The sequence below is a fragment of the Rhizobium brockwellii genome (genome assembly GCF_000769405.2).
Taxonomy (GTDB): Bacteria; Pseudomonadota; Alphaproteobacteria; order Rhizobiales; family Rhizobiaceae; genus Rhizobium; species Rhizobium brockwellii.
This window is the reverse complement of record NZ_CP053439.1, coordinates 1,388,111-1,410,333: the sequence shown is the minus strand read 5'-3', so window position 1 is coordinate 1,410,333 and position 22,223 is coordinate 1,388,111. Positions and strand designations below refer to the sequence as shown.

The 22,223-nt window shown below is 60.7% G+C and carries 18 protein-coding genes and 2 tRNA genes; 12 read left to right on the top strand and 8 right to left on the bottom strand.

Going from position 1 to position 22,223, the window contains the following annotated elements:
- The first annotated feature begins 21 nt into the window (after window positions 1-21).
- The 3 genes from RLCC275e_RS07090 to RLCC275e_RS07080 are packed head-to-tail and all read left to right on the top strand — an operon-like array spanning window position 22 to window position 3,472.
- On the top strand, window positions 22-1,782 hold the full coding sequence (locus tag RLCC275e_RS07090; protein WP_033184454.1) for a hypothetical protein: 1,761 nt from the start codon (window positions 22-24) through the stop codon (window positions 1,780-1,782).
- A gap of 1 nt (window position 1,783) precedes the next feature.
- Complete coding sequence (locus RLCC275e_RS07085) at window positions 1,784-2,611, top strand: hypothetical protein (protein WP_141653439.1); 828 nt, start codon at window positions 1,784-1,786, stop codon at window positions 2,609-2,611.
- Window positions 2,612-3,472 (top strand): sialate O-acetylesterase, encoded by an 861-nt coding sequence (locus RLCC275e_RS07080; RefSeq protein WP_033184452.1) that lies wholly within the window; start codon window positions 2,612-2,614, stop codon window positions 3,470-3,472. It begins immediately after the preceding gene.
- 556 nt (window positions 3,473-4,028) lie between these two features.
- Here the strand turns inward: RLCC275e_RS07080 and RLCC275e_RS07075 are convergent.
- Both RLCC275e_RS07075 and RLCC275e_RS07070 read right to left on the bottom strand, forming a co-directional pair.
- Window positions 4,029-4,433, bottom strand: a complete 405-nt coding sequence (locus tag RLCC275e_RS07075) for a hypothetical protein (protein WP_171891355.1) — start codon at window positions 4,431-4,433, stop codon at window positions 4,029-4,031.
- Between the two features lie 52 nt (window positions 4,434-4,485).
- Window positions 4,486-4,713: a helix-turn-helix domain-containing protein gene (locus RLCC275e_RS07070; protein WP_171816897.1), complete on the bottom strand. Its 228-nt coding sequence runs from the start codon at window positions 4,711-4,713 to the stop codon at window positions 4,486-4,488.
- Between the two features lie 95 nt (window positions 4,714-4,808).
- Between RLCC275e_RS07070 and RLCC275e_RS07065 the strand changes: the two genes are divergently transcribed.
- The gene (locus tag RLCC275e_RS07065) at window positions 4,809-5,216 is read left to right on the top strand and encodes a hypothetical protein (RefSeq protein ID WP_033180297.1); all 408 of its coding nucleotides are present in this window, start codon (window positions 4,809-4,811) and stop codon (window positions 5,214-5,216) included.
- A 7-nt stretch (window positions 5,217-5,223) separates the two neighbouring features.
- Window positions 5,224-5,301 (top strand) — tRNA-OTHER (locus RLCC275e_RS07060).
- Between the two features lie 253 nt (window positions 5,302-5,554).
- Here RLCC275e_RS07060 and RLCC275e_RS07055 read toward each other — a convergent pair.
- Window positions 5,555-6,094, bottom strand: coding sequence for a hypothetical protein (locus tag RLCC275e_RS07055; protein ID WP_141653412.1), 540 nt, complete (start codon window positions 6,092-6,094; stop codon window positions 5,555-5,557).
- 160 nt (window positions 6,095-6,254) lie between these two features.
- Window positions 6,255-6,330, bottom strand: a tRNA-Thr gene (locus RLCC275e_RS07050).
- 158 nt (window positions 6,331-6,488) lie between these two features.
- Between RLCC275e_RS07050 and RLCC275e_RS07045 the strand changes: the two genes are divergently transcribed.
- From RLCC275e_RS07045 to RLCC275e_RS07035, 3 genes are read left to right on the top strand one after another with little or no spacing between them, the layout of a single operon-like run.
- Window positions 6,489-7,262, top strand: a complete 774-nt coding sequence (locus RLCC275e_RS07045; protein ID WP_033180299.1) for an NAD kinase — start codon at window positions 6,489-6,491, stop codon at window positions 7,260-7,262.
- A gap of 4 nt (window positions 7,263-7,266) precedes the next feature.
- Window positions 7,267-7,782: a hypothetical protein gene (locus RLCC275e_RS07040; protein ID WP_033180300.1), complete on the top strand. Its 516-nt coding sequence runs from the start codon at window positions 7,267-7,269 to the stop codon at window positions 7,780-7,782.
- A gap of 34 nt (window positions 7,783-7,816) precedes the next feature.
- Window positions 7,817-8,833, top strand: a complete 1,017-nt coding sequence (locus RLCC275e_RS07035; protein WP_033180301.1) for an alpha/beta hydrolase family protein — start codon at window positions 7,817-7,819, stop codon at window positions 8,831-8,833.
- 55 nt (window positions 8,834-8,888) lie between these two features.
- On the opposite strand, the gene prfB is transcribed toward RLCC275e_RS07035, so the two are convergent.
- The 3 genes from prfB to RLCC275e_RS07020 form a co-directional block, all read right to left on the bottom strand.
- A protein-coding gene (gene prfB / locus RLCC275e_RS07030) for a peptide chain release factor 2 (RefSeq protein ID WP_003558502.1) occupies window positions 8,889-10,020 on the bottom strand; the annotation gives its coding sequence in 2 pieces (ribosomal slippage) (window positions 8,889-9,950 and window positions 9,952-10,020; 1,131 coding nt in all).
- 101 nt (window positions 10,021-10,121) lie between these two features.
- Complete coding sequence (locus RLCC275e_RS07025; RefSeq protein WP_033180303.1) at window positions 10,122-12,581, bottom strand: penicillin-binding protein 1A; 2,460 nt, start codon at window positions 12,579-12,581, stop codon at window positions 10,122-10,124.
- Between the two features lie 359 nt (window positions 12,582-12,940).
- Window positions 12,941-14,197 carry an N-acetylmuramoyl-L-alanine amidase gene (locus tag RLCC275e_RS07020; RefSeq protein WP_033180305.1) on the bottom strand — a complete coding sequence of 419 codons (1,257 nt, stop codon included), beginning with the start codon at window positions 14,195-14,197 and terminating at the stop codon, window positions 12,941-12,943.
- 624 nt (window positions 14,198-14,821) lie between these two features.
- Between RLCC275e_RS07020 and RLCC275e_RS07015 the strand changes: the two genes are divergently transcribed.
- Window positions 14,822-17,683 (top strand): Rne/Rng family ribonuclease, encoded by a 2,862-nt coding sequence (locus RLCC275e_RS07015; RefSeq protein WP_033180306.1) that lies wholly within the window; start codon window positions 14,822-14,824, stop codon window positions 17,681-17,683.
- Window positions 17,684-17,827: 144 nt separating this feature from the next.
- On the top strand, window positions 17,828-18,028 hold the full coding sequence (locus RLCC275e_RS07010) for a type II toxin-antitoxin system VapB family antitoxin (protein WP_033180307.1): 201 nt from the start codon (window positions 17,828-17,830) through the stop codon (window positions 18,026-18,028).
- A gap of 63 nt (window positions 18,029-18,091) precedes the next feature.
- Here RLCC275e_RS07010 and RLCC275e_RS07005 read toward each other — a convergent pair whose 3' ends face one another.
- Entirely contained in the window at window positions 18,092-19,750 is a 1,659-nt protein-coding gene (locus tag RLCC275e_RS07005; protein ID WP_003558489.1) for an acyl-CoA dehydrogenase family protein, read from the bottom strand.
- 179 nt (window positions 19,751-19,929) lie between these two features.
- Here RLCC275e_RS07005 and RLCC275e_RS07000 point away from each other — a divergent pair, with 179 nt between their 5' ends.
- The gene (locus RLCC275e_RS07000) at window positions 19,930-20,886 is read left to right on the top strand and encodes an aspartate carbamoyltransferase catalytic subunit (protein WP_018241622.1); all 957 of its coding nucleotides are present in this window, start codon (window positions 19,930-19,932) and stop codon (window positions 20,884-20,886) included.
- The gene (locus RLCC275e_RS06995) at window positions 20,883-22,172 is read left to right on the top strand and encodes a dihydroorotase (protein WP_033180308.1); all 1,290 of its coding nucleotides are present in this window, start codon (window positions 20,883-20,885) and stop codon (window positions 22,170-22,172) included. The genes RLCC275e_RS07000 and RLCC275e_RS06995 overlap by 4 nt, the downstream gene beginning before the upstream one ends.
- Window positions 22,173-22,223 lie beyond the last annotated feature (51 nt).

Sequence of the window (22,223 nt, the reverse complement as noted above, 5' to 3'; positions counted from 1 at the left end):
GCTTTTTTATTGGAGAATTCAATGGTTCTGACCGCGAGGCAGGTCTACCGAGACTTCGTGACCGATGGCATCCCATCGTCCGGCAACCACAAGCCCACGAAAGCGGATATTCGCAGTTGGGGTGGCTATCTGGAAAGTTTTATCGCGGGCTCGTCTGTCGTCAACAGCCTCATAAAGACGACGCGTGCGCTTCTTCTTGCCGATGTGGATCACGAAGAAAGTACGATGGCTTGGGTCATCACCGACCCGACGACCGCCTACAACGGCATCTATGAGAAGGTTGGCGCGTCAGGTCTCGGTACGTGGAATCGCGTCGCCGATCTGCCGTATCCATTTATTCCAGCATCGAACGTCGGCGCCGGCACGCCTAACGCTCTGCAGGCCACGACTGACATTCCGATCTCCGAAACGGCGCTCGTGTGGCTGCCGATCTTCGCAACGAACACGGCGTCACCTGTAACAGTCGCGTTCAATGGCGCCTCGCCACTCACCGTCAAAACGAATCCGGGCAACGACGTTGTCGTCGGCGGACTTCCTGCCGGAATGATCGTTCTCGGCCGCCAACAGGGTGCAGAGTTCCGCCTGATCAGCGACCAAGCTTCATCTGCGATCGTCGCGGCGGCCGAAGCTGCTGCAGACCTTGCCGCCGACTATGCGGCATTGGCACTGAATGACCAAGTTTTGAACACTTTCGCGGGCAACGGCACTCAAACGGTATTCACGCTTTCCATTGATCCCGGCTCGAAAAACAACACCGATGTCAACCTCGACGGCGTGCTGCAGTTCAAATCGTCTTACTCGATCTCGGGCACGACTTTGACTTTCAGCGAAGCGCCTCCCGGCGATGGCATCGAAAACAACATCGAAGTCTCGTTCGGCGGCCGCATTAACATCAATGTCCCGGGCAGCGAAACCGTCGACGCCGACAAGATAAAGGCGACCGACATCGCCGCGATCCGCACCAAGCTCAGCGTCTACAGCAAGGCTGAGGTTGATTCGGCTGTCGCGGTTTCTTCTGGAGTTGCTGGCCGCCTCTACGGTCTGGCAGGTTCGCAGAACGCCACAGACGCGGCAAATGATATGGACTTTGCCACTGGCGAAGCCGCCAGCGCCGGCGCGTCTCCCGTCATCATGGTTCTTGCGTCCGCCATCACGAAGCGATCTGACGCCGCATGGGCTGTCGGTAGCGGCAACGGTGCCATGGACACAGGCACGAAGCCAACGACCAGTTGGCTGCACTGGTACGTGATAAAGCGGCCCGACACGGGCGTCGTCGACGTCTGCTGCTCGGCAAGCGCTTCAGCGCCTACGATCGGCGGGAACATCCCGGCAGCGTACACAAAGTATCGCCGGATCCGAAGCACCAAGACCGATGGCAGCGGGAACATCATTGCGGACTCCCAGGATGGCGACGAAGTGCTCTGGCAGACGGCAGTCAAGGAAAACGGCGGCGCTGCCTACAGCACCGGGACGACCGCTGCCTTGGTGACGCTGGCCGGCGTGCCTTCCGGGTTTAAGGTTCGCGCCATTCTAAATGCCACGTACACGTCGGCAAGCGACAGCGCCGGGGCCTTCATTAGCTCGCCCGACGAGGGTGATCAGGCGCTAGGCGTCGGCAATTCGCTCTTCAACATTACCAACATGCAGAACGCGAGCGAGAACGCCTCGGCCGGCATCGAGGTGCGAACAAATGCATCAGGCCAGGTACGCCATAAGGCGGGCGCTGCGGGCAGCCTCTATATCGCAACGCGTGGCTACATCGACCGTCGAGGAAGGATCTAATATGACACTTACGAAAATTCCAGCAGTTATGATCGATGGGAATGTTGGCACTGGCGGAGGCGGCACAAGGCTTTCCGTCTCCGCCGACAGCTACCCCGAGACCGATCTTACGACCTCGACGTTGTACTATGGCGGCACCACACTCGACATCTCATCTGCCGAGGCCGGGAAGAACTACGACGTTTTTCTGTCGCCGGGTGGTGTTCTCGTGATCGGGCCAGCGTGGACCAACTCGGTGACTCGCGCCATGGCTGTCCTCGAGGTCGATGGCCGCTTCGTCAACGCAGATGCAATTGGTTCGCTCGCCGCGGAAGCCGGCGAGCTTGTCGGCGGTTTCCGATGCCATGCCGCCGGCCAGACGCGAAGCACGCTGCAGTCGCGGTTAGTCTGGAGCCTGGGCGGTGCGGTGATCATGCCGGTAAGCCGCACGGATGCTACGGATAGTTGGTCTTATAGCGCTGCTGCATGGCGGCAGGCGAACGGCAGCGCGCTCAACCAAATTGAGGTCTTCAACGGCGTTTCCGGAAGAATGGTTCGCGTCGAAGCATCGGGCTACATGCTAAACGGAACCGGCACTGTTGTCGCCGGCTTCACAGGCATCGGCATCGATAGCTCGTCAGCCGATAGCTCGCAAACAAAGCGGCCAGGCGCGGCGTCGAACGTGTTTCCAATCCTTCCCTCTGCGGCGAGCTACAGTGGTTATCTCGGCCTCGGATACCATGAACTCCGGTGGCTCGAGCGTGGCACGGGAGGCGCGCAGACTTGGTACGGTGACGGTGGCCAGGCTAATGGCTACCAGACCGGCATTATCGGCTCGGTGGTAATCTGAATGGCGATGGTTTTTGGTGGCGCCGGCTTGGCGCAAAACAACTTCGCGAGCCCGGCCGCGTTCTACATCTATCCGGCCGGCGATGTGATCACTGGAGCAGATCCGGTTCTGGATCTGACTGGACGCATTGAGGTTGCGCGAGGAGACATAGGGCCGCGCACGGCAGTGATTGTCGTCATCGGGCAATCGCTCAGCGTGAACGAAGTGCCGACCGTATACATTCCGGTACATGGCGGGGCGATCGATCAGCTCAACATCTTCGACGGCAAGCTCTACCGGGCGAAAGACCCGCTTCTCGGTATCAACGTTTCAGGCGGTGCGGTGACCGATCTCCGCGGCACATGGATGTTGCGTATGGCCGACAAGCTCGTCGATGCCGGCCATTTCGATCGCGTGATCTTAGTGCCGATGGCGGTCGGCAATACGCGAGCCGATCAGTGGGCGAGTGAAACAACGGCGCCATATCTATTCAACAAAATCAACGTTGTGGCGTTGCGCCTGCGCGACGCGGGCCTGCCGTGCACTGCTATTATGTGGGGGCAAGGCGAGAGTGACACCATCGCAGGAACATCGCAAGCGTCGTATGCGGCGAGTCTGCAGAAGGTGATCGCCGAGTTCAATCACGCGATCCCGAATTGTCCAATCTTGGTCGCCCAGGAGAGCTACTATTACGGCGCCACGAGTGCGGCTGTTCTGGCCGCACAAGCTAGCGTCGTGAATGGCACGACTGTCTTCGCGGGCGAGAACGTCGACTCTATCGGTTCGGGCGGGCGTTACGACAACACCCATTTGAATGAAACCGGGGCGGATCAGCGCGCGACGCTGGCAGTGGCGGCGTTGATGGCAGCACTGGCGAGTTAGGGGCGGGCTTCGGCCGCTCGCTTCACGGTTTTGGTCGCGCGGACGTTCGTCCACATCGAATTCGGTCTAGTCCGATATTTGTCGTTGATTGGAAGGTTTGCTTGTAGCACTGTTGTCTTGGCTGTCGGCGAGACCAGCATTCGCGCTGATCTCGCCCCGAGGAGCCACCTAGCGCGGGAGAATACGGTTTGCCTGCAAGCTGATGCCGTATTCCCCGTTGCCAGGATCTTGAGTGAGACAGCATCACAGCCCAAAATCAAGCGGCGGCGATGGTCCGTCCAAGCGAAATCCCTGTTTTCCCCCAAATGCTCACAGAAAACAGAACCCTTGCCGTAATTTACCGGTCAGGATCCACCGACACCTGGGATTTAAGTCCCCTCTTTTGCAGTCAACATTTGGTTGACAAACACTCGTACATAGCCCATATACAGATCAACAGTTTCGAGGTGGGAACGGCCTCCCCACGCACCCGAAAGGGTTAGTAGCCGAAAGGTGAAGAGATCTAGGACTTGGCACCCTGGCGAAAATAGAAAGCCCCGCTCTGATGCGGGGTTTTTTATTTGGTTGATATGAGATGGCCTTTTCGAACGCGGTTTTCAAGCTTATCGCTGTCTATTGGATATGTCGATTTCACCATGTAGATTCCGCGACCCGTCGGCCTAATCAGCACAGCCACCAAAATGATCAGGCCGGCTTCATTCACCTCCCTGACTAGTTCAAATCCCTTCTCAGCGTGTTTTGGCGATTGCCCGACGTGGGTCGGATCGACGATGGTCTGCGACAAGTAGGGTACGCAGGACATGAAGCTGTCAGGATGCGACTTAAGCGCATGCTGTTGTGCTGGAATGGTGAATGTGACGTTACCTTCCGGAAGCTCTAACCCAAACGTTTTTAAGTGATGAACTGGAAGTTCCCCAAGCATCAACGGCTTGAAGCGAGGTATTTTCTTTATTTCGGTCAATTGGCATGCCCCATCCTGCGAGGCGGAAAATGCCATGCATCTGAAAAGTTGTCTATCTCTCTTTCCGCAATCGAACGCCTGGCCCTTCACCGTTTTCATCGATGAAGATGACCCCGGCCGTTTCCAGCGCGGAGCGAATTGCGGCCATGGTGCGGGGCATGAGCTCTTCGCCTCTTTCTAATCTGGACAAGGTGTCGACGGAGACATCGGCGAGCTTCGCCAAATCCCTCACGCCGAGCCCCAGCGCCGCACGCGCCATCTTGCATTGAATTGCGTTCATCGTGACAATGTACCGATTTCCTGTTGACGTCCCGATCTTGTTCGGTTATCAGTACATTATACCGATTTCAGAACAGACGCAACGAGGGCACCGAAATGACGCAGATCACGATTAATAAATTGCGCGCCAATGTCTGCTCGCAGCACCTCGACATCTTTCCGATTTTCGCCGAGGCGGTCGCAAAGGTCGATGAAGCCGATGCGGCTGGCTGCGAAGTCACGCGCGACATTGGATACGCGACCGTCGACGCCATCCTCGACGCTGCGGTCGATATCGTCCCGCGGGATATCGAGAACGTTCTCCACCGCATCGGCTGCGCCCACCAGTTGCTCGATACGGTCTATGACCGCGCATACCGGGGGCTTGAGATCGATGAGGTTATCAAGAAGCTGGAGGGGTTGCTGCGGGGTACTGCCCAAGGGCTTGCCGATGCCTACGCCATCGACATGCACGCCACGCGTCTTGACTTCTATTTGCCGCAGCGCACAGCCCAGCAGAATTAACCGTTTCGCCCTCGTATCGGTCCGGGAGTTCTACCCCGCGAAGCCGTAGAGGATAACGCCAGTTCGAATCTGGCCGAGGGCTCCAAGTTACCAATGGCCAGCGCGATCACCACCGTCGCGAATATCAGACGCGCGCTGGCCGGTATTTGAAATCGACATCTACTGCACTAGGTTCGATACAGTTCAAATCCTGTCGATCCACGAAGACGACAGGGTAGCGACGCCGCGTCACAACGGCGCCGTGGCCGGCACGGAGCCTCGCGTGATAACGGGGCTCCCCCGGTTCATCACGCCACCACAGCGCGCCGTCGGCCTCACCAGCCGGCGGTATTTCATGTTTAGATAGCGTTTCGTGCGCGGAATTCGTCGGGCCGCTTCACGTAGTCGTCAGCAGTCAGCCAAAGGGTGCCAACTAACAGCGGTGTCTTAGGACCAACTCGATCGTCGTCGGTAGGATAACGAATTGGGAAGACCTTGGTCTCGGCGTGCAATTCACCGAGCGCTGAGCGATATTCCTCGAATACCTCACGAGGATTGTTGATGTTCTCGGCGTCAGGAAACATGCCGCTTGCAACAGCCTCTAAGTGCGTGATGTCGGCATTGCGCCCGGCGGCCAGTCTGAGTGGCTCAACGAGATCCACCGCCCACATCTCATTGATTCGGTGACCGAACGCCCTGACCTTCGATTGGCCATTGTGAATGAGGCATCCCTTCAACAGTAGTTCAAGACCGTGCCCAGCGAGGTGAAGCGCAGGAGCAAAAAGCATATGGCTGCGCCCATCGACCATTTTGTTATCGAGGACACGGGCGGCTTCGAGGAAGCATTTCGCTCTACTAATAAACTTGCCCGCGTCGGTTTCATGGAAATCCTCATTCATGCTCGTCCCCATACCATGCGCCATTCATGTTCCACGGAATCCCCGCTACTCTAGGGAAAAGCCCGGAAAACATGGTAATTCTGGTTAAATTAGTGGCGCATGAAAAACCCGCCTCTAAGGGCGGGCTCTCCTTTAAGTCATTGACTCGATTGTAGAATTTTGGTGCCCCCGCCAGGGTTCGAACCCGGGACCCCCTGATTACAAATCAGGTGCTCTACCAACTGAGCTACAAGGGCAATAATTGCCCAACTAGCAGATTCTATGATTCTGTAAAGGGGAAATCCGTGTCTGCGCGGACTGGTCGGCTGCAGCTCAAAACGCTTGGCGATAGAAAACGTCCTTGTCGCGCAAGGCCTTTATCCTTTAGCTAGGGCAGCATCATAAAGGGCATTGCATGGGCCGTTCATTTCAGACGCTTTCCTTTCTCGCCTCACCGACGACGGAGGCGCTTGCCGCGCGCGAGGAGTTGATTGGCCTCTATGGTGACGTCCCGGCTGACGAAGCCGACGTCATCGTCGCGCTCGGTGGCGACGGGTTCATGCTGCAGACGCTGCACAACACCATGAACTCCGGCAAGCTGGTTTACGGCATGAATCGCGGCTCTGTCGGCTTCCTGATGAACGACTATCGTACAGACCGGCTTCAGGAGCGCATCTGCGTCGCCGTCGAAAACGTCTTCCGGCCATTGCAGATGACGACGGCCAACGCCGATGGCACCAACTCGACGGCGCTCGCCATCAACGAGGTCTATCTTTTTCGCCAGTCCTATCAAGCCGCGAATCTGAGGGTCATGGTGGACGGGCGCGTCCGTCTGGAAGAACTGATCTGCGACGGGCTGATGGTGGCGACACCTGCCGGATCGACGGCTTATAATCTTTCCGCCCATGGCCCGATCCTGCCGCTCGAGGCGCCGCTGCTCGCCATGACGCCGGTCAGCGCTTTCAGGCCGCGGCGCTGGAGGGGTGCTCTGCTGCCGAACAAGGTGACCGTCGATATCGACATTCTCGAGCCGGAGAAGCGGCCGGTGAATGCGGTGGCCGACAATACCGAGGTCAAGTCGGTGCTGCATATCCGCATCGCCCAGTCGGAGTATGTGACGGCGCGCATCCTTTCTGATCCCGACCGCTCCTGGTCCGACCGTATTCTCGCCGAGCAGTTCAAGGATTGAGACGATGGCCATGCTACGGATATTGATGACCAGCCTCCTGCTTGCTGGATGGAGCGTCACAGCCGAGGCTGCGCCGGCGCAGGATGCCCTCCTGCCGGCATCGGTGATTTTCGCGACCAGCACCGGCTACTGGGAGGACGACGGCAATGCACCTGATGTCGAGCGGGTGCCGACAGGCGCCGAGAGCGTCGCCAATCCCGAGGGAAAGGCCGCGCAGCGCCACGGCTACTACAAGCTCTTTGCCGTGCGCCAGCCGGACAGGACCTCGAAGGTCTATCTGCAGCAGGTCGCCCAGACCGAGACCGGCCCGGCGGTCGGCTCGACCATCGAGTTGCAGGAGTTCAGCGACCTGAAGCCTTACGTGACCGATATCCGCCCCGAGAATTCGAACGGCATCATCAAGGAGCCGGGGCTCTTCGCCACGGTCTATCTGAAGACCGACCCCGCCGCGGAGCCGGATGGCTGGACCGTGCTGATCGACGAATTCGGCGACATCACCGTTGAGAAGGCGACGAATTGAACGGCTGGGAATTGTTCAGGGGGGCATCTAAGAGATGAAACTGGGCTTTCGTGACGGCGTCCTCTACGACGAGAAAAGGTCGGACTGGGATGCCGCCGGACCCAGACCCATCAGTTGGTCCCTCTGGTATCCCGCCGCCGACGACTCGCAAAGCGAAGTCCCGGAAAGAAGCTGGTTCCATAAGCCGGCTGTCGCCCGCGATGCACCCATCCGGCCGGCGGCCAGGCTCTATCCCCTTGTCCTGTTGTCGCATGGCACCGGCGGATCCGCGGCCGGACTGGAGTGGCTGGCGCGACGCCTGGTCGATCGCGGATTTGCCGCGCTCGGCGTCAGCCATCACGGCAATACCGGCATCGAGCCCTATCGCGCTGAAGCCTTTGCCTGCCTCTGGGAGCGGGCGCCTGACCTAAGCTACATGCTTGATCACCGGGATGCGTGGCTCAGCGATCTCTCGGGCCATATCGATACGAACAGCGTCTTCGCAGCCGGATTTTCAGCCGGAGCCTATAGCGTGATGCTGCTTCTTGGGGCTGTCGCCCAGTTCTCGCAGTTCGAACCATCGAGGATGAAGCCGGGGAGCGCGCGCGGACCGAGAGAATTTCCCGACCTTGCCGATCATATCCCGGCATTGCTGCGCACCAGCGATGTGTTTCGCGATTCGTGGTCCCGGATGTCGAAGTCCTACCGAGACGACAGAATCAGGGCCGCCCTCATCTGCGCGCCGGGTCGGTCCGTTCTCGGTTTCAGCGAGGAAAGCCTGAAAGCTGTCGATGCGCCCGCCCTTATCCTGGTCGGTGATGCCGACAAGGCAGCTCCGGCCGAAGAATGTTCGTCGTGGCTACAGGCGCGGCTGCGGCGCAGCGTCCTTAAAATCTTCGGCGGCGGCCTTGGGCATTATGTCTTCGTGCCAGAGGGCACGGCGCTCGGCCTTGCCTTTGCGGCAGAACTCTTTACCGATCCCCCGGGCATCGAGCGCGCAGTCGTTCATGACGAGATCGCCGATCTGTCGGCGGCGCTGTTTCAAGACAACGACATCAGCGCGATGGCTTGAGTAAAGGAAAAGCCCCGTTTCCGGGGCTTTAGCGTCTCGATCTGACTAAAGCCTATTAGTCGACATCATCGACGACCGCGTCGGCGGCGCCGCTGATGCGGTGAGCAAGTGCTGCTTCCATGAACTCGTTCAGGTCGCCGTCGAGAACGTCGTCCGGCGCGCTGCTGGCGACACCGGTGCGCAGGTCTTTGACCATCTGGTAGGGCTGCAACACGTAGGAGCGGATCTGGTGGCCCCAGCCGATCTCCGTCTTGGAAGCGGCTTCGGCACTGGCGGCGTCCTCACGCTTCTTCAATTCGGCTTCATACATGCGGGCACGCAGCATGTCCCAGGCCTTGGCGCGGTTCTTGTGCTGCGAGCGCTCCTGCTGGCACTGCACGACGATACCGGTCGGGATATGCGTGATGCGTACGGCAGAGTCGGTGGTGTTGACGTGCTGGCCGCCGGCGCCCGACGAACGATAGGTATCGATGCGGCAGTCGCTTTCGTTGATCTCGATCTGGATCGAGTCGTCGACTACCGGATAGACCCAGATCGACGAGAAGGAGGTATGGCGACGCGCATTGCTGTCGTAGGGCGAGATGCGCACCAGGCGGTGCACGCCCGATTCCGTCTTCAGCCAGCCATAGGCATTGTGGCCCTTGACGAGCAGGGTCGCGGACTTGATGCCCGCCTCTTCGCCGTCATGGACTTCGAGAAGCTCGACCTTGAAGCGCTGGCGTTCGGCCCAGCGGGTGTACATGCGCAAAAGCATGTTCGCCCAGTCCTGGCTTTCGGTGCCGCCGGCGCCGGAATGGACTTCGAGATAAGTATCGTTGCCATCGGCTTCGCCGGAGAGCATGGCTTCCACTTGGCGACGCGCGGCCTCGGCCTTCAAGGCCTTCAACGAGTCTTCGGCTTCCTTGACGACGCTCTGGTCGCCCTCTTCCTCGCCAAGCTCGATCAGCTCGATATTGTCGTTGAGCTGCTGTTCGAGCTGCTTGACGCCGTTGATGCCGTCATCGAGCTGCTGGCGTTCGCGCATCAGCTTCTGCGCTTCGGAAGCGTCGTTCCAGAGGTTCGGATCCTCTGCCTTGTTGTTCAACCAGTCCAGCCGTCTTATCGCCTGGTCCCAGTCAAAGATGCCTCCTCAGCAGGGTGATAGCCTGCTTGGTTTCATCGACCACATTTTCGATTTCCGCTCGCATTTTCCTGCTTCTCTGTCTCGGTCTTCTCAGGTGCTGGTGACATAAAGACGCCCACCGCGGATGTAAAGGGCCGCAGCGGGCGTTCAAAAATTCGGCGACGGTCAGAACAGGCCGGGCGTGCCCGTCTGGACAGCCTGGTTCGCCTGCGGCGAGGTCTTCAGGATTTCCTCGGGCGCCATGGTGCTGTCCATACCAATCACCGAGAAGCTGTCGGCTGGGCCGGTGCCGGGCTTGAAGGCCTCGATGATGGTGTTCGGATCGCCGTCGCCAGCCGCCATGCCGGTCTTGCGGTCGATCGAAATCAGGTTCATGCCTGATGGAATGACGAACTTCGATTCCGGCGTGTCCTTGACGGCAGCCTGCATGAATTCGTTGAAGATCGGGGCGGAGAGAACGCCGCCGGTGCCGCCGCGGCCGAGCGGGGCCGGCGTATCAAAGCCCATATAAAGGCCTGCGACCAGATCCGGCGTGAAGCCGACGAACCAGGCATCCTTCTCGTCGTTGGTGGTGCCGGTCTTGCCGGCGACGTCGCGACCGCCGAGATCAATCTTGCCAGCAGCGGTGCCGCGCTGGATAACGCCCTGCATCATCGAGGTGATCTGGTAGGCGGTCATCGGGTCGAGAACGGTTTCGCGGTTGTCGACGATATTCGGCTCTTCCTGGTTCTGCCAGTCACCGGCATTGCAGCCCTCGCAGAGACGCTCCTCATGCTTGAAGATCGTCTTGCCGTAGCGGTCCTGGATGCGGTCGATCAATGTCGGCTTGATCTGCTTGCCGCCATTGGCAATGACCGAATAGGCCGAGACCATGCGCAATACCGTCGTGTCGCCGGCGCCGAGCGACATGGAGAGAACCGGCAGCATGTGATCGTAGATGCCGAAGCGCTCGGCATATTCCGCGACGATATTCATGCCGAGATCGTTGGCGAGGCGCACCGTCATCAGGTTGCGCGAATGCTCGATGCCCGAGCGAAGCGTCGATGGGCCGCCGACTTCGCCGCCGTAGTTTTCCGGCTTCCAGACCTGGCCGCCCGAGACGATCTCGATCGGCGCATCCATGATAACGGAGGCCGGCGTGTAACCATTGTCCATCGCCGCGGCATAGACGAAGGGCTTGAATGAGGAGCCCGGCTGGCGCATCGCCTGGGTAGCACGGTTGAATTCGGACTGGGAGTAGGAGAAGCCGCCGACCATGGCGAGCACGCGGCCGGTCTTCGGGTCCATGGCGACTAGGCCGCCCTGGACCTTCGGCGGCTGCTGCAGGCGGTAGGAGGTCGACGTGTCGTCGCCGAGCTTTTCGACATAAACGACGTCACCAGGGGCTACGGCGCCGACCGGCGATTTCGTGGTCTTGCGGGCGCCGTCGGCCGAACGGAAGGCCCATTGCATGTTCTTGGCGTCGATCGTGCCGCGCTGGCGGTCGGCTGCAACCTTGCCGCTTCCATCCTTGCCCGGCTGCAGGCCGATGTCGACGGTCGAGTCGGACACGGCAAGCACGACGGCAAGCCGCCATTCCGGAACGTCGGACAGGGTGGGAATATCGGCAAGCGCCTTACCCCAGTCACCGTTTGCATCGATCTGCTTGATCGGGCCGTGGAAACCGCGGCGCTCATCATAGGTGACCAGACCGTCCTGCAGCGCCTTGCGGGCAGCGAGCTGCATCTGGGGATCGAGCGACGTGCGCACCGAAAGGCCGCCCTCATAGAGGACCTTTTCGCCGTATTGGTCGATCAGCTGGCGGCGCACAGCTTCGGCGAAATAATCCGACGCGAAGAGCGAAGGGCCGGTGGTGCGAGCCGTGACGCCGAGCGGCTGCTTCTTGGCTTCCTCGCCGTCGCTCTGGCTGACGTAGCCGTTCTCGACCATCCGGTCGATCACCCAGTTACGGCGCTCGAGCGCAGCTTCCGGATGGCGGAACGGATGATAATTGGCCGGGCCTTTCGGCAGCGATGCCAGATAAGCGGCTTCGGCGACGGTCAGTTCGGTGACGGATTTGTTGAAATAGGTGAGTGCTGCGCCGGCGATGCCATAGGAATTCAGACCGAAGAAGATCTCGTTCAGGTAGAGTTCGAGAATCTTGTCCTTGCTGTAGGCCTGCTCGATACGGAAGGAGAGGATCGCTTCCTTGATCTTGCGGTCGATCGTCTGGTCCGAGCTCAAAAGGAAGTTCTTGGCCACCTGCTGGGTGATGGTCGAGGCACCGACCGGGCGGCGGCCGGAACCGAAATTCTGCAGGTTGACGAGGATTGCGCGGCCGAGGCCGGTCAGATCGACGCCAGGGTGATTGTAGAAATTTTTGTCTTCGGCCGACAGGAAAGCGGCCTTCACGCGGTCGGGAATGGCTTGAATCGGCAGGAAGAGACGCTTTTCCTTGGCGTATTCGGCCATCAGAGCGCCGTTTCCGGCATGGACGCGGGTGGTCACCGGCGGCGCATAGCTGTTCAAAACGGCATAGTCCGGGAGATCCTTCGCGACATTGGCGAGATAGATGGCAATACCCGCCGCCGCGACCAGAAACAGGACGCTGGCGATTCCGAAGAAATATCCAAAAAGTCTAACCATATTTCAGCTACCGGTCTCTTCGATCTTCAATCGGCGCAGCCGCAACGATTGCACAGATCAAGGCAATTTGCACGTTGCGCGGCTTACTCTATGAGCGCTACCGCCACAAGCCGATTTCGCGCCTCAGGCTGCGAAACATAAGCCGGAGTAACGGCGCGAATGTGAGCAAAATAGGGCTGTCTGCGCCGCATTCACCGCTGCGGCAGCGTTTCATTAGAACTGTCACATCCAAGCAACGCCCGTCGCCGCCGTCAATCTGAGGTATCTTGCTCAGAATTTGATTCATGCGGCGTACTTAAATCTTTGTTTTCATGCATGTCGCCGTACTGCAACCGCTACAGATTTTTAGGCGGCGGCCGTCAGCCGCCATTCGCCATGACGGCGGCGCGGTATCGCTTGACTGCGTCGGTCAAGAGACCGACGATCTTCCCGCGCCAGGCCTCGTCGAGCAGCAGTTTCTCGTCCTCGGCATTCGAGAGGAACCCGATCTCGAGAAGGATCGAGGGCACGTCAGGGGCCTGCAGCACGCGGAAGCCGGCATGACGGTGCGGATTGTTGATGGTGCCAACCTGATCCTTGAAAGAATTCAGCACGCTCTCGGCCAGCGAGATCGAGAAGGCCTGCGTCTCGCGCCGCGTCAGATCGAGCAGGATGTCGGCGACCTCGGGCGGCTCGGCGACCGTCTCCTTGCCGGCGATCTGGTCGGAGAGGTTTTCCCGTTCGGCAAGGTCGGCGGCGAGCTTGTCGGATGCCTTGTCGGAGATCGTGTAGACGGTGGCTCCGCGGATGTCCTTCTGCTTCAACGTGTCGGCATGCAGCGAAATGAAAAGGCCGGCATGGTTCTGACGGGCAATCAGCACACGCTGCGAAAGCGACAGGAACTCGTCATCCTCACGCGTCAGGAAAGCCTTGATGCCAGGCTCCTTGTTCAGCCGGTCGGTCAAAGCCTTGGCAAAGGCAAGCGTCACCTGCTTTTCTTCGGTCTTGGTGTCGACGCCGATCGCGCCGGTATCGATGCCGCCATGGCCTGCATCGACGGCGATGACAAAATCGCCGGGGGCGGCTTTTTCCGGTGCCGGAATGGCGCTCGTCGTCTGAGCCGCGTCAGTCCGATCGCTCCAGGATTGTGTCTTCACCAGTTCCGCAAAGGCTCGCTTGTCGATCATCTCGGCATCGAGCACGAGGCGATGCCCCTTGCCGGCCTCGTCGGCCTGCACTTTGGCAAGTGCCAGCTTCACCGGTCCAGTCGTCGTCAGCACGATGCGGGCGCTCTCCTCGTCCATCTTGCCGTAGCGGATATCCTTGAACAGGCCGCGGGCGGCAAGATCCTTCGCCGGAAAACCGAAAGCGGTCGCCGGAAGGTCGACGACGATGCGTTCCGGATTGGCGATATAGTGGACGGAGAAACGCGGCTCGCGATCGAAATCGATGACGATGCGGGTCCTTGCGTCGTCGCCGACGATGCGCGCGCCATAGGCAAGCAGCGGATCCCTGGCCTCGACAGAGCTGGCAGCGGCCGGCAGCAGACTAGCGGCCAGAAGCGCCGCCAGAACCCGCCTTGCGAATGTCGATCGCCGCGCTGCGGATTTCGCCGCGATCCGAGCCCTCTTAAACAATAAACCGCCACACCCTATCTGTATTGCGATGGACCCAACGCGGCTGCGGCCAACGTCCCCATGACGAAACACCCGCTGCGGCCTGCCGAATCGCGATCACTTTATCCCGAGCTTCTATGCGTTGCGAAATCCATCAATATTATGGCACATTTGGCTTTTCCCTTGCTATTGTGACACAGAAAACATACAACGAATTTCAGGGTAAAGTGTTGACGGGATAGAGTCGCCGCAAAGGCTGCCAGCCAGATCAGGACCTGGCGCCACACCGGTCATCGTCCGCCGTCTCATGCACTTAATCCCTAGAACTCGATCCTGATTTTCCGGCTTATTGTCGGAATTCATTGGTGGATCAGCCACCACGCTCTCAGGGAGCAAACTCATCGGACCCGAACGGGTCTTCGTATTTGTCGATCACGCTTGGTTGTTGATGGTTTCGCAGCAGGTTTTATCTGAAGTGTACAGGCCCCGGACCGAAATGGTTCCGGCTGCGGTCTGGCTGCTGCCCTCCCCCTCGCATCAGGCGCGACTTTCATTATCCGGCGCGGCTACAGTGGACCGCATTCTTTCTGTCTCAACAGCAGTCGGGAATGCGCTCTCGCGGCCACGCCGAGGAGCACAGCTTACATGGCAGACAAAATGCTTATCGATGCGTCTCACGAGGAAGAGACGCGCGTCGTTGTCGTTCGCGGGAACCGCATAGAAGAATTTGACTTCGAGTCCCAGCACAAGAAGCAGATCCGCGGCAACATCTATCTTGCAAAGGTAACGAGGGTCGAACCCTCGCTGCAAGCCGCCTTCGTCGATTACGGCGGCAACCGGCACGGCTTCCTGGCCTTCGCCGAAATCCATCCCGATTATTATCAGATACCGCTTGCCGACCGTCAGGCACTGCTTCGGGCCGAAGCCGAGGAGCATCGCCGCGACGAAGACGTCGAGCATGTCGAAACCGCGCCGATGGTCGATCTTTCCAAGCAGGATCAGCCGGATGTCGGCATCGCTCCGGCGGAGGCGCCGGAAGCGGCTGAAGAGACCGCAGCAGTAGAGGCCGCGGCATCACCCGAGGCCACCGAGGGAGCGCCGGCCAAGAAGGCAAGGCCGCGCCGCAGCCGCAAGAAGGTCGTAGAACCGGTTGCCGAAACGACCGCGACCGAGGATGCCGTTCCCACAGACGTCGAAGCCGAAGGCGCTTCGAGCGTCGACAATGAGGATGACGGTTCGACCGGCGGCGCGATGGCCGCGATGGTGGAAACCGACTCGATCTCCGAGGACGTCGATACCAGCAAGCGTCGTCACGATGACGACGACGACGATGACGATCACGGCGAAGAGGAAGTCATCGAATCGGTCGGCGCCGAAGACGCGATGGAAGAAGTGCCGGACCGCGTGCAGCGCAAGCCGCGCAAGCAGTACCGCATTCAGGAAGTCATCAAGCGCCGCCAGATCCTGCTCGTGCAGGTCGCCAAAGAAGAGCGCGGCAACAAGGGTGCAGCCCTTACCACCTATCTCTCGCTCGCCGGCCGCTATTCCGTGCTGATGCCGAACACGGCGCGCGGCGGCGGCATTTCCCGCAAGATCACCAACCCTGCCGACCGCAAGCGCCTGAAGGAAATTGCGCGCCTGCTTGAGGTGCCGCAGGGCATGGGCGTCATCCTTCGCACCGCCGGTGCCAACCGCACCAAGGTCGAGGTCAAGCGCGACTTCGAATATCTGATGCGCCTCTGGGAGAATGTGCGCACCCTGACGCTGGCGTCCACGGCTCCCTGCCTCGTCTATGAGGAAGGCTCGCTGATCAAGCGCTCGATCCGCGACCTCTACAACAAGGACATCAGCGAAGTCATCGTTTCCGGTGAAGAAGGCTATCGTGAAGCGAAAGACTTCATGAAGATGCTAATGCCGAGCCATGCCAAGGTGGTTCAGCCCTACCGCGACATCCATCCGATCTTTTCGCGTTCCGGCATCGAGGCTCAGCTCGACCGCATGCTGCAGCCGCAGGTGACGCTGAAGTCCGGCGGTTACCTGATCATGAACCAGACCGAAGCGCTGGTCTCGATCGACGTCAACTCCGGCCGCTCGACCCGCGAACATTCGATCGAGGACACCGCACTACAGACGAATCTCGAGGCTGCAGACGAAGTCGCCCGCCAGCTTCGCCTTCGCGACCTTGCCGGCCTGATCGTCATCGACTTCATCGACATGGAAGAGAAGCGCAACAACCGCGCTGTCGAGAAGAAGCTGAAGGAATGCCTGAAGAACGACCGCGCCCGCATCCAGGTCGGCCGGATCTCGCATTTCGGCCTGCTCGAAATGTCGCGTCAGCGCATCCGCGCTTCGGTTCTCGAATCCACCACGCAAGTCTGCTCGCATTGCGGCGGCAGCGGCCATGTGCGTTCGCAGTCCTCCGTCGCCCTGCATGTCTTGCGCGGCATCGAGGAATATCTGCTCAAGAACACCACGCACAACATCACCGTGCGCACCACGCCTGACATCGCGCTCTACCTTCTCAACCACAAGCGCCAGACGATCATCGATTATGAGAGCCGCTTCGGCGTTGCGATCATCATCGATGCGGACGGCTCGGTCGGCGCGCAACATTTCGCGATCGATCGCGGCGAACCGGTGGAAAACCCGGTCAAGATCGAAACGCTCTTCAACTTCGCAGCCATTCCCGAGGATGACGACGACGATATCGTCATCGAAGTGGATGAGGAGGAAGACGAAGAACTCGAGGAAAAGCCGGCTGTTTCCGAACGGCCCGTCGCGGCCCGCGCGGAAGGCGAAGCCGACGGCAACCGCAAGCGCAAGCGCCGCAGGCGCCGCCGCGGCCGCAACGGAAATGCCGAGCAGTCGGTATCGGCAGGCGAAGCCGGCGACGAGGATGAGGACGGTGACGACGAGGGCGGCGAAGATGATGAAAACACCGAAGCCACGACCGAGACACGCGCTGAAAGCGAAGAGTCGCAGCGCCGCAAGCGCCGCCGTCGCGGCAAGCGTGGCGGTCGCCGCAATCGCGCCGAGGATGGTTCCGAACTGGCGGCTGGCGAAGCCGGTGAAGACAATGGCAGCGACGAGGACGAAGGCGACGACGTTTCGAACGACGGCGCTCCGAGCGAAGCTGTAGCGGTCGAAGCGATTGCCGAACAGGCCGACGAAGGCCAGGCCGCGATGGCAGCTGTCGAGAGCGCGCCTGTCATAACCGAAGAGGTAAAGCCCGCCCGTGCCCGCGGCCGCCGTAAACCGGCCGCAGTGCCGGTCGAGGAACCGGTTGCCGAGACGGCACCTGTGGCCGAGCCCGAACCGGAATTGGTGGAAGCCTCCGCCGATCTCGAAACATCCGTTCAGGAAGAAGCAAAACCGGTTCGCGCCAACCGCGAATCCAACATCTCCTCCTCCGAGCCGACGGTGAAATCCACCCGCGTCGAGAATGTCGAAGGCGATGACGGCAAGCCGAAGAAAGCCGGTTGGTGGCAGCGCCGTGGCTTCTTCTGAACGCTGATATTCGGACGTAAACACTGAAATCCGGCCGCGGCGACGCGGCCGGATTTTCGTTTATGGCGGTGACTCGTCGCCGAGCTTGAACCGCCGCGACGTGGATGTGTATCTCTATGATAATCATACTCATGGGGCGCGATCATGCGGACGAATATCGGTATCGATGATGCCTTGCTCGACGCGGCAATGACCACCACGGGAAAAAAGGCCACCGTCGACCCGGCTTTGCGAAGCCTCGTTGAGAGGCACCGCCGCAAAAATGCGATCGTAGATCTTGCAGTGATAGGCTGGGAAGGCGACCTCGGCGCGATACGTCGCGACCGGCCGGACGATAAACGGTGATCGTCGTAGGACAATCCGATGGCCCAGCGTCTTGGCCTCAGGGATCGTCTGACCCCGCGGCGATCAGGCCGCTGGCGGATAGAGCAGGTCGACGATGTAGCCGGCGTCGAAGCGGGAATCGAGCATGCCGTAGGTGGAGCGCCAGCCGCCGGCAAGACGCGTCTCGATGAAGGCATCGGCAATGCGCCCTGCCCCAAGGCGATAGAGTTCGGCGGCACCGGCGGCGAGCGCCAGCTGTTCGACGAGCAGGCGCGCGGCGCCCTCATCCTGTTCACACAGCGCAATTGCGGCGCGCAGCACGTCGATGGTCTTCTTGCCGGCAGGGCCGAGATCGCGGGCAAGGCCGGCGAAGACCGTTTCGAACAGATCCTTGCCGCGGTTGAGCACGCGCAGCACGTCAAGCGCCATGACGTTGCCGGAGCCTTCCCAGATGGCATTGACGGGAGCCTCGCGGTAATGGCGAGCGATCGGGCGCTCTTCGATGTAGCCATTGCCGCCAATGCACTCCATCGCCTCGTAGATCAGCGCGGGCGCGATCTTGCAGCACCAGTATTTGGCGACCGGCGTCATGACACGGGCATAGGCCGCGTCCTCGGCATTGCCGCGCGCCTTGTCGAAGGCGTCGGCAAGACGGAAGGACAGTGCCGTCGCGGCGGCAACATCGAGCGCCATGTCGGCGAGCACGCGCGTCATGATCGGCTGGTTGACGAGCATCTTGCCGAAGACGCTGCGGCCGCGGGTGTGGTGCACGGCTTCGGCGAGCGAGGCGCGCATCATGCCTGACGAAGCCAGCGCGCAGTCGAGCCGGGTCAGCGTCACCATGTCGAGGATTGTGCGGATGCCGGCATCCGGACCACCGAGCAAGAAACCGAACGTGTCAGTGAACTCGACCTCTGAAGAGGCGTTGGAGCGATTGCCGACCTTGTCCTTCAGCCGCTGGAACTGCAGGCCGTTGGCGGAACCATCCTCCAGAAGGCGCGGCACGAGAAAGCAGCCCATGCCCTCCTTCGTCTGCGCCAGCATAATGAAGGCATCGCTCATCGGCGCCGACATGAACCATTTGTGCCCGGACAGCCGGTAGATGCCCTCGCTGACCTTTTCGGCAGCGCTCCTGTTGGCGCGCACATCCGTGCCGCCCTGCTTTTCCGTCATGCCCATGCCGATGGTCACAGCGGATTTCTGCATGGCGGGCTTGTTCGACGAATCATATTTACGCGAGAGAATTTTGGGCGCCCAGTCCTTCTGGACCGCGGGCGAGGCCGAGAGCGCCGCAACGGAGGCGCTCGTCATGGTCAGCGGGCAGAGATGGCCGGATTCCAGCTGCGACGTCAGATAAAACCGCGCAGCGCGAACCTTATGGGCCTCGTCCTTGGCCTCGGTATCGGCCTGGGGATCCCAGACGGAGGAATGCAGGCCGACCGACATGGAGCGGCGCATCAGCGCATGCCAGGCAGGATGGAATTCGACGACGTCAAGGCGCTCGCCACGCGGACCGTGGGTGCGCAGCTGCGGTGCGCCCTGGTTTGCCATGCGCGCCATCTCCTGCGCCTCCGGCGAGGTGACGTAGCGGCCCATGTTTTCCAGGTCTTCGCGGATGCCGCGCGGCAGGGCCGCCGTCAGGTCGACGATCAGCGGATCGGACCGATAGGCGTTGATGCCGGACCACAGGCTCGGCTGGTTGAGTTCTGCGAGTTTGTCGTCTGTCCGGTTGGCGGAGGTCATAATTCGCTTCTAGTGTAAGAACCCGGCAAAGGGAAACCGGAAGTTATGATTCGGTTCATTCTGCTCTATCGGAATTCGGGCGAAAATGCATGGGGACATAAGCCTTTGCCCACAGCACATGCTTGCCCCGGCGGGCAGCACTCTTTATAGACCCGCCAGAGACAGCAAGAGGCAGGGTCATGGTCTTTTTCCCCCACCGCCACCTCATCGGCATCAAAGGCCTCACCGAGCAGGATATTACCTATCTTCTCGACAAGGCCGATGAGGCCGTCAAGATCAGCCGCCAGAGAGAAAAGAAAACGTCGACGCTGCGCGGGCTGACGCAGATCAACCTCTTCTTCGAGGCATCGACCCGCACGCAGGCCTCCTTCGAGCTTGCCGGCAAGCGGCTCGGCGCCGACGTCATGAACATGTCGGTTGGCAATTCCTCGGTGAAGAAAGGCGAAACGCTGATCGACACGGCGATGACGCTGAATGCGATGCGCCCCGACGTGCTGGTGATCCGCCATTCGAGCGCCGGTGCCGCCGCCCTTCTCGCCCAGAAGGTCTCCTGCTCAGTCGTCAATGCCGGCGACGGGCAGCACGAACATCCGACCCAGGCGCTGCTCGACGCGCTGACGATCCGCCGCGCCAAGGGCAAGCTGTCGCGCATCATCGTGGCGATTTGCGGCGACGTGCTGCATTCGCGGGTGGCGCGCTCCAATATCCTGCTGCTCAACGCGATGGGCGCCCGCGTCCGTGTCGTCGCGCCCGCGACCCTCCTGCCTGCCGGCATCGCCGAGATGGGCGTCGAGGTCTTCCATTCGATGCAGGAAGGGCTGAAGGACGCCGATGTGGTGATGATGCTGCGGCTGCAGCGCGAGCGCATGTCCGGCGCGTTCGTGCCTTCGGTGCGCGAATACTATCACTTCTACGGACTCGACGCCGAAACGCTGAAGGCGGCGAAGGACGATGCGCTGGTCATGCATCCCGGCCCGATGAACCGCGGCGTCGAGATCGCCTCGGAAGTGGCGGACGGGCCGCAGAGCGTCATCGCCGAACAGGTGGAAATGGGGGTCGCGGTGCGTATGGCCGTCATGGAGACGCTGCTCGTCTCGCAGAACCAGGGTCCCCGAAGCGATGGAATGATGGCATGAGCAACCCGATCGTCCTCAAGAACGTCCGCATCATCGATCCCTCGCGCAATCTCGACGAAGTCGGAACGATCATCGCCGAAAACGGCGTGATTCTCGCCGCCGGCCATAAGGCGCAGAACCAGGGCGCCCCTGATGGAGCCGTCATCCGCGACTGCACGGGCCTTGTCGCGACGCCCGGCCTCGTCGATGCGCGCGTCCATGTCGGCGAACCCGGCGGCGAACACCGTGAGACGATCGCCTCAGTGAGCCGGGCGGCGGCGGCCGGCGGCGTCACCTCGATCATCATGATGCCGGACACCGATCCTGTTATCGACGACATTGCGCTCGTCGAATTCGTCAAGAAGACGGCGCGGGATACGGCCGCCGTCAACGTCTATCCCGCAGCCGCCGTCACCAAGGGCCTTGCCGGTGAGGAGATGACGGAGATCGGCCTGTTGATGCAGGCAGGCGCCGTCGCTTTTACCGATGCCCATTCCAGCGTCCACGACACACAGGTGCTGCGCCGGATCATGACCTATGCGCGCGAATTCGGCGCCGTCGTCTGCTGCGAAACGCGCGACAAATATCTCGGCGCCAACGGCGTCATGCATGAGGGGCTTTTCGCCAGCTGGCTCGGGCTCTCCGGCATTCCAAAAGAAGCCGAACTCATCCCGCTCGAGCGCGATCTGAGGATCGCGCAGCTGACGCGCGGTCGTTATCACGCCGCGATGATCTCAGTGCCGGAATCGGTCGAGGCGATTGAACGCGCCCGCAGCCGCGGTGCCAAGGTGACCTGCGGCATCTCGATCAACAATCTGGCGCTCAACGAAAACGACATCGGCGAATACCGCACCTTCTTCAAGCTCTATCCGCCGCTGCGTCCGGAAGACGACCGGGTGGCGATGGCCGACGCCCTTGCGAGCGGCGCGATCGATATCATCGTCTCCTCGCACGACCCGCAGGACGTCGATACGAAGCGTCTGCCCTTCGGCGAGGCGGAGGACGGCGCGATCGGCCTCGAAACCATGCTGGCGGCAGCGCTCAGGCTTCACCATGGCGGCCAGGTGAGCCTGATGCGGCTGATCGACGCCATGTCGACCCGCCCCGCGCAAATCTTCGGCCTCGCGGCCGGCACGCTGAAGCCAGGCGCTGCCGCCGATATCGCGCTGATCGATCTCGATGAGCCTTGGCTTGTCGCCAAAGACATGCTTCTCTCCCGCTCGAAGAATACGCCGTTCGAGGATGCGCGCTTCAGTGGGCGGGCGGTCGCAACATACGTCTCGGGAAAGCTTGTCCACGCAATTTAGAACCGACACAATCGCCGTCCATCCCCCAGCGGGAGAAGGCTGACTCGAGGA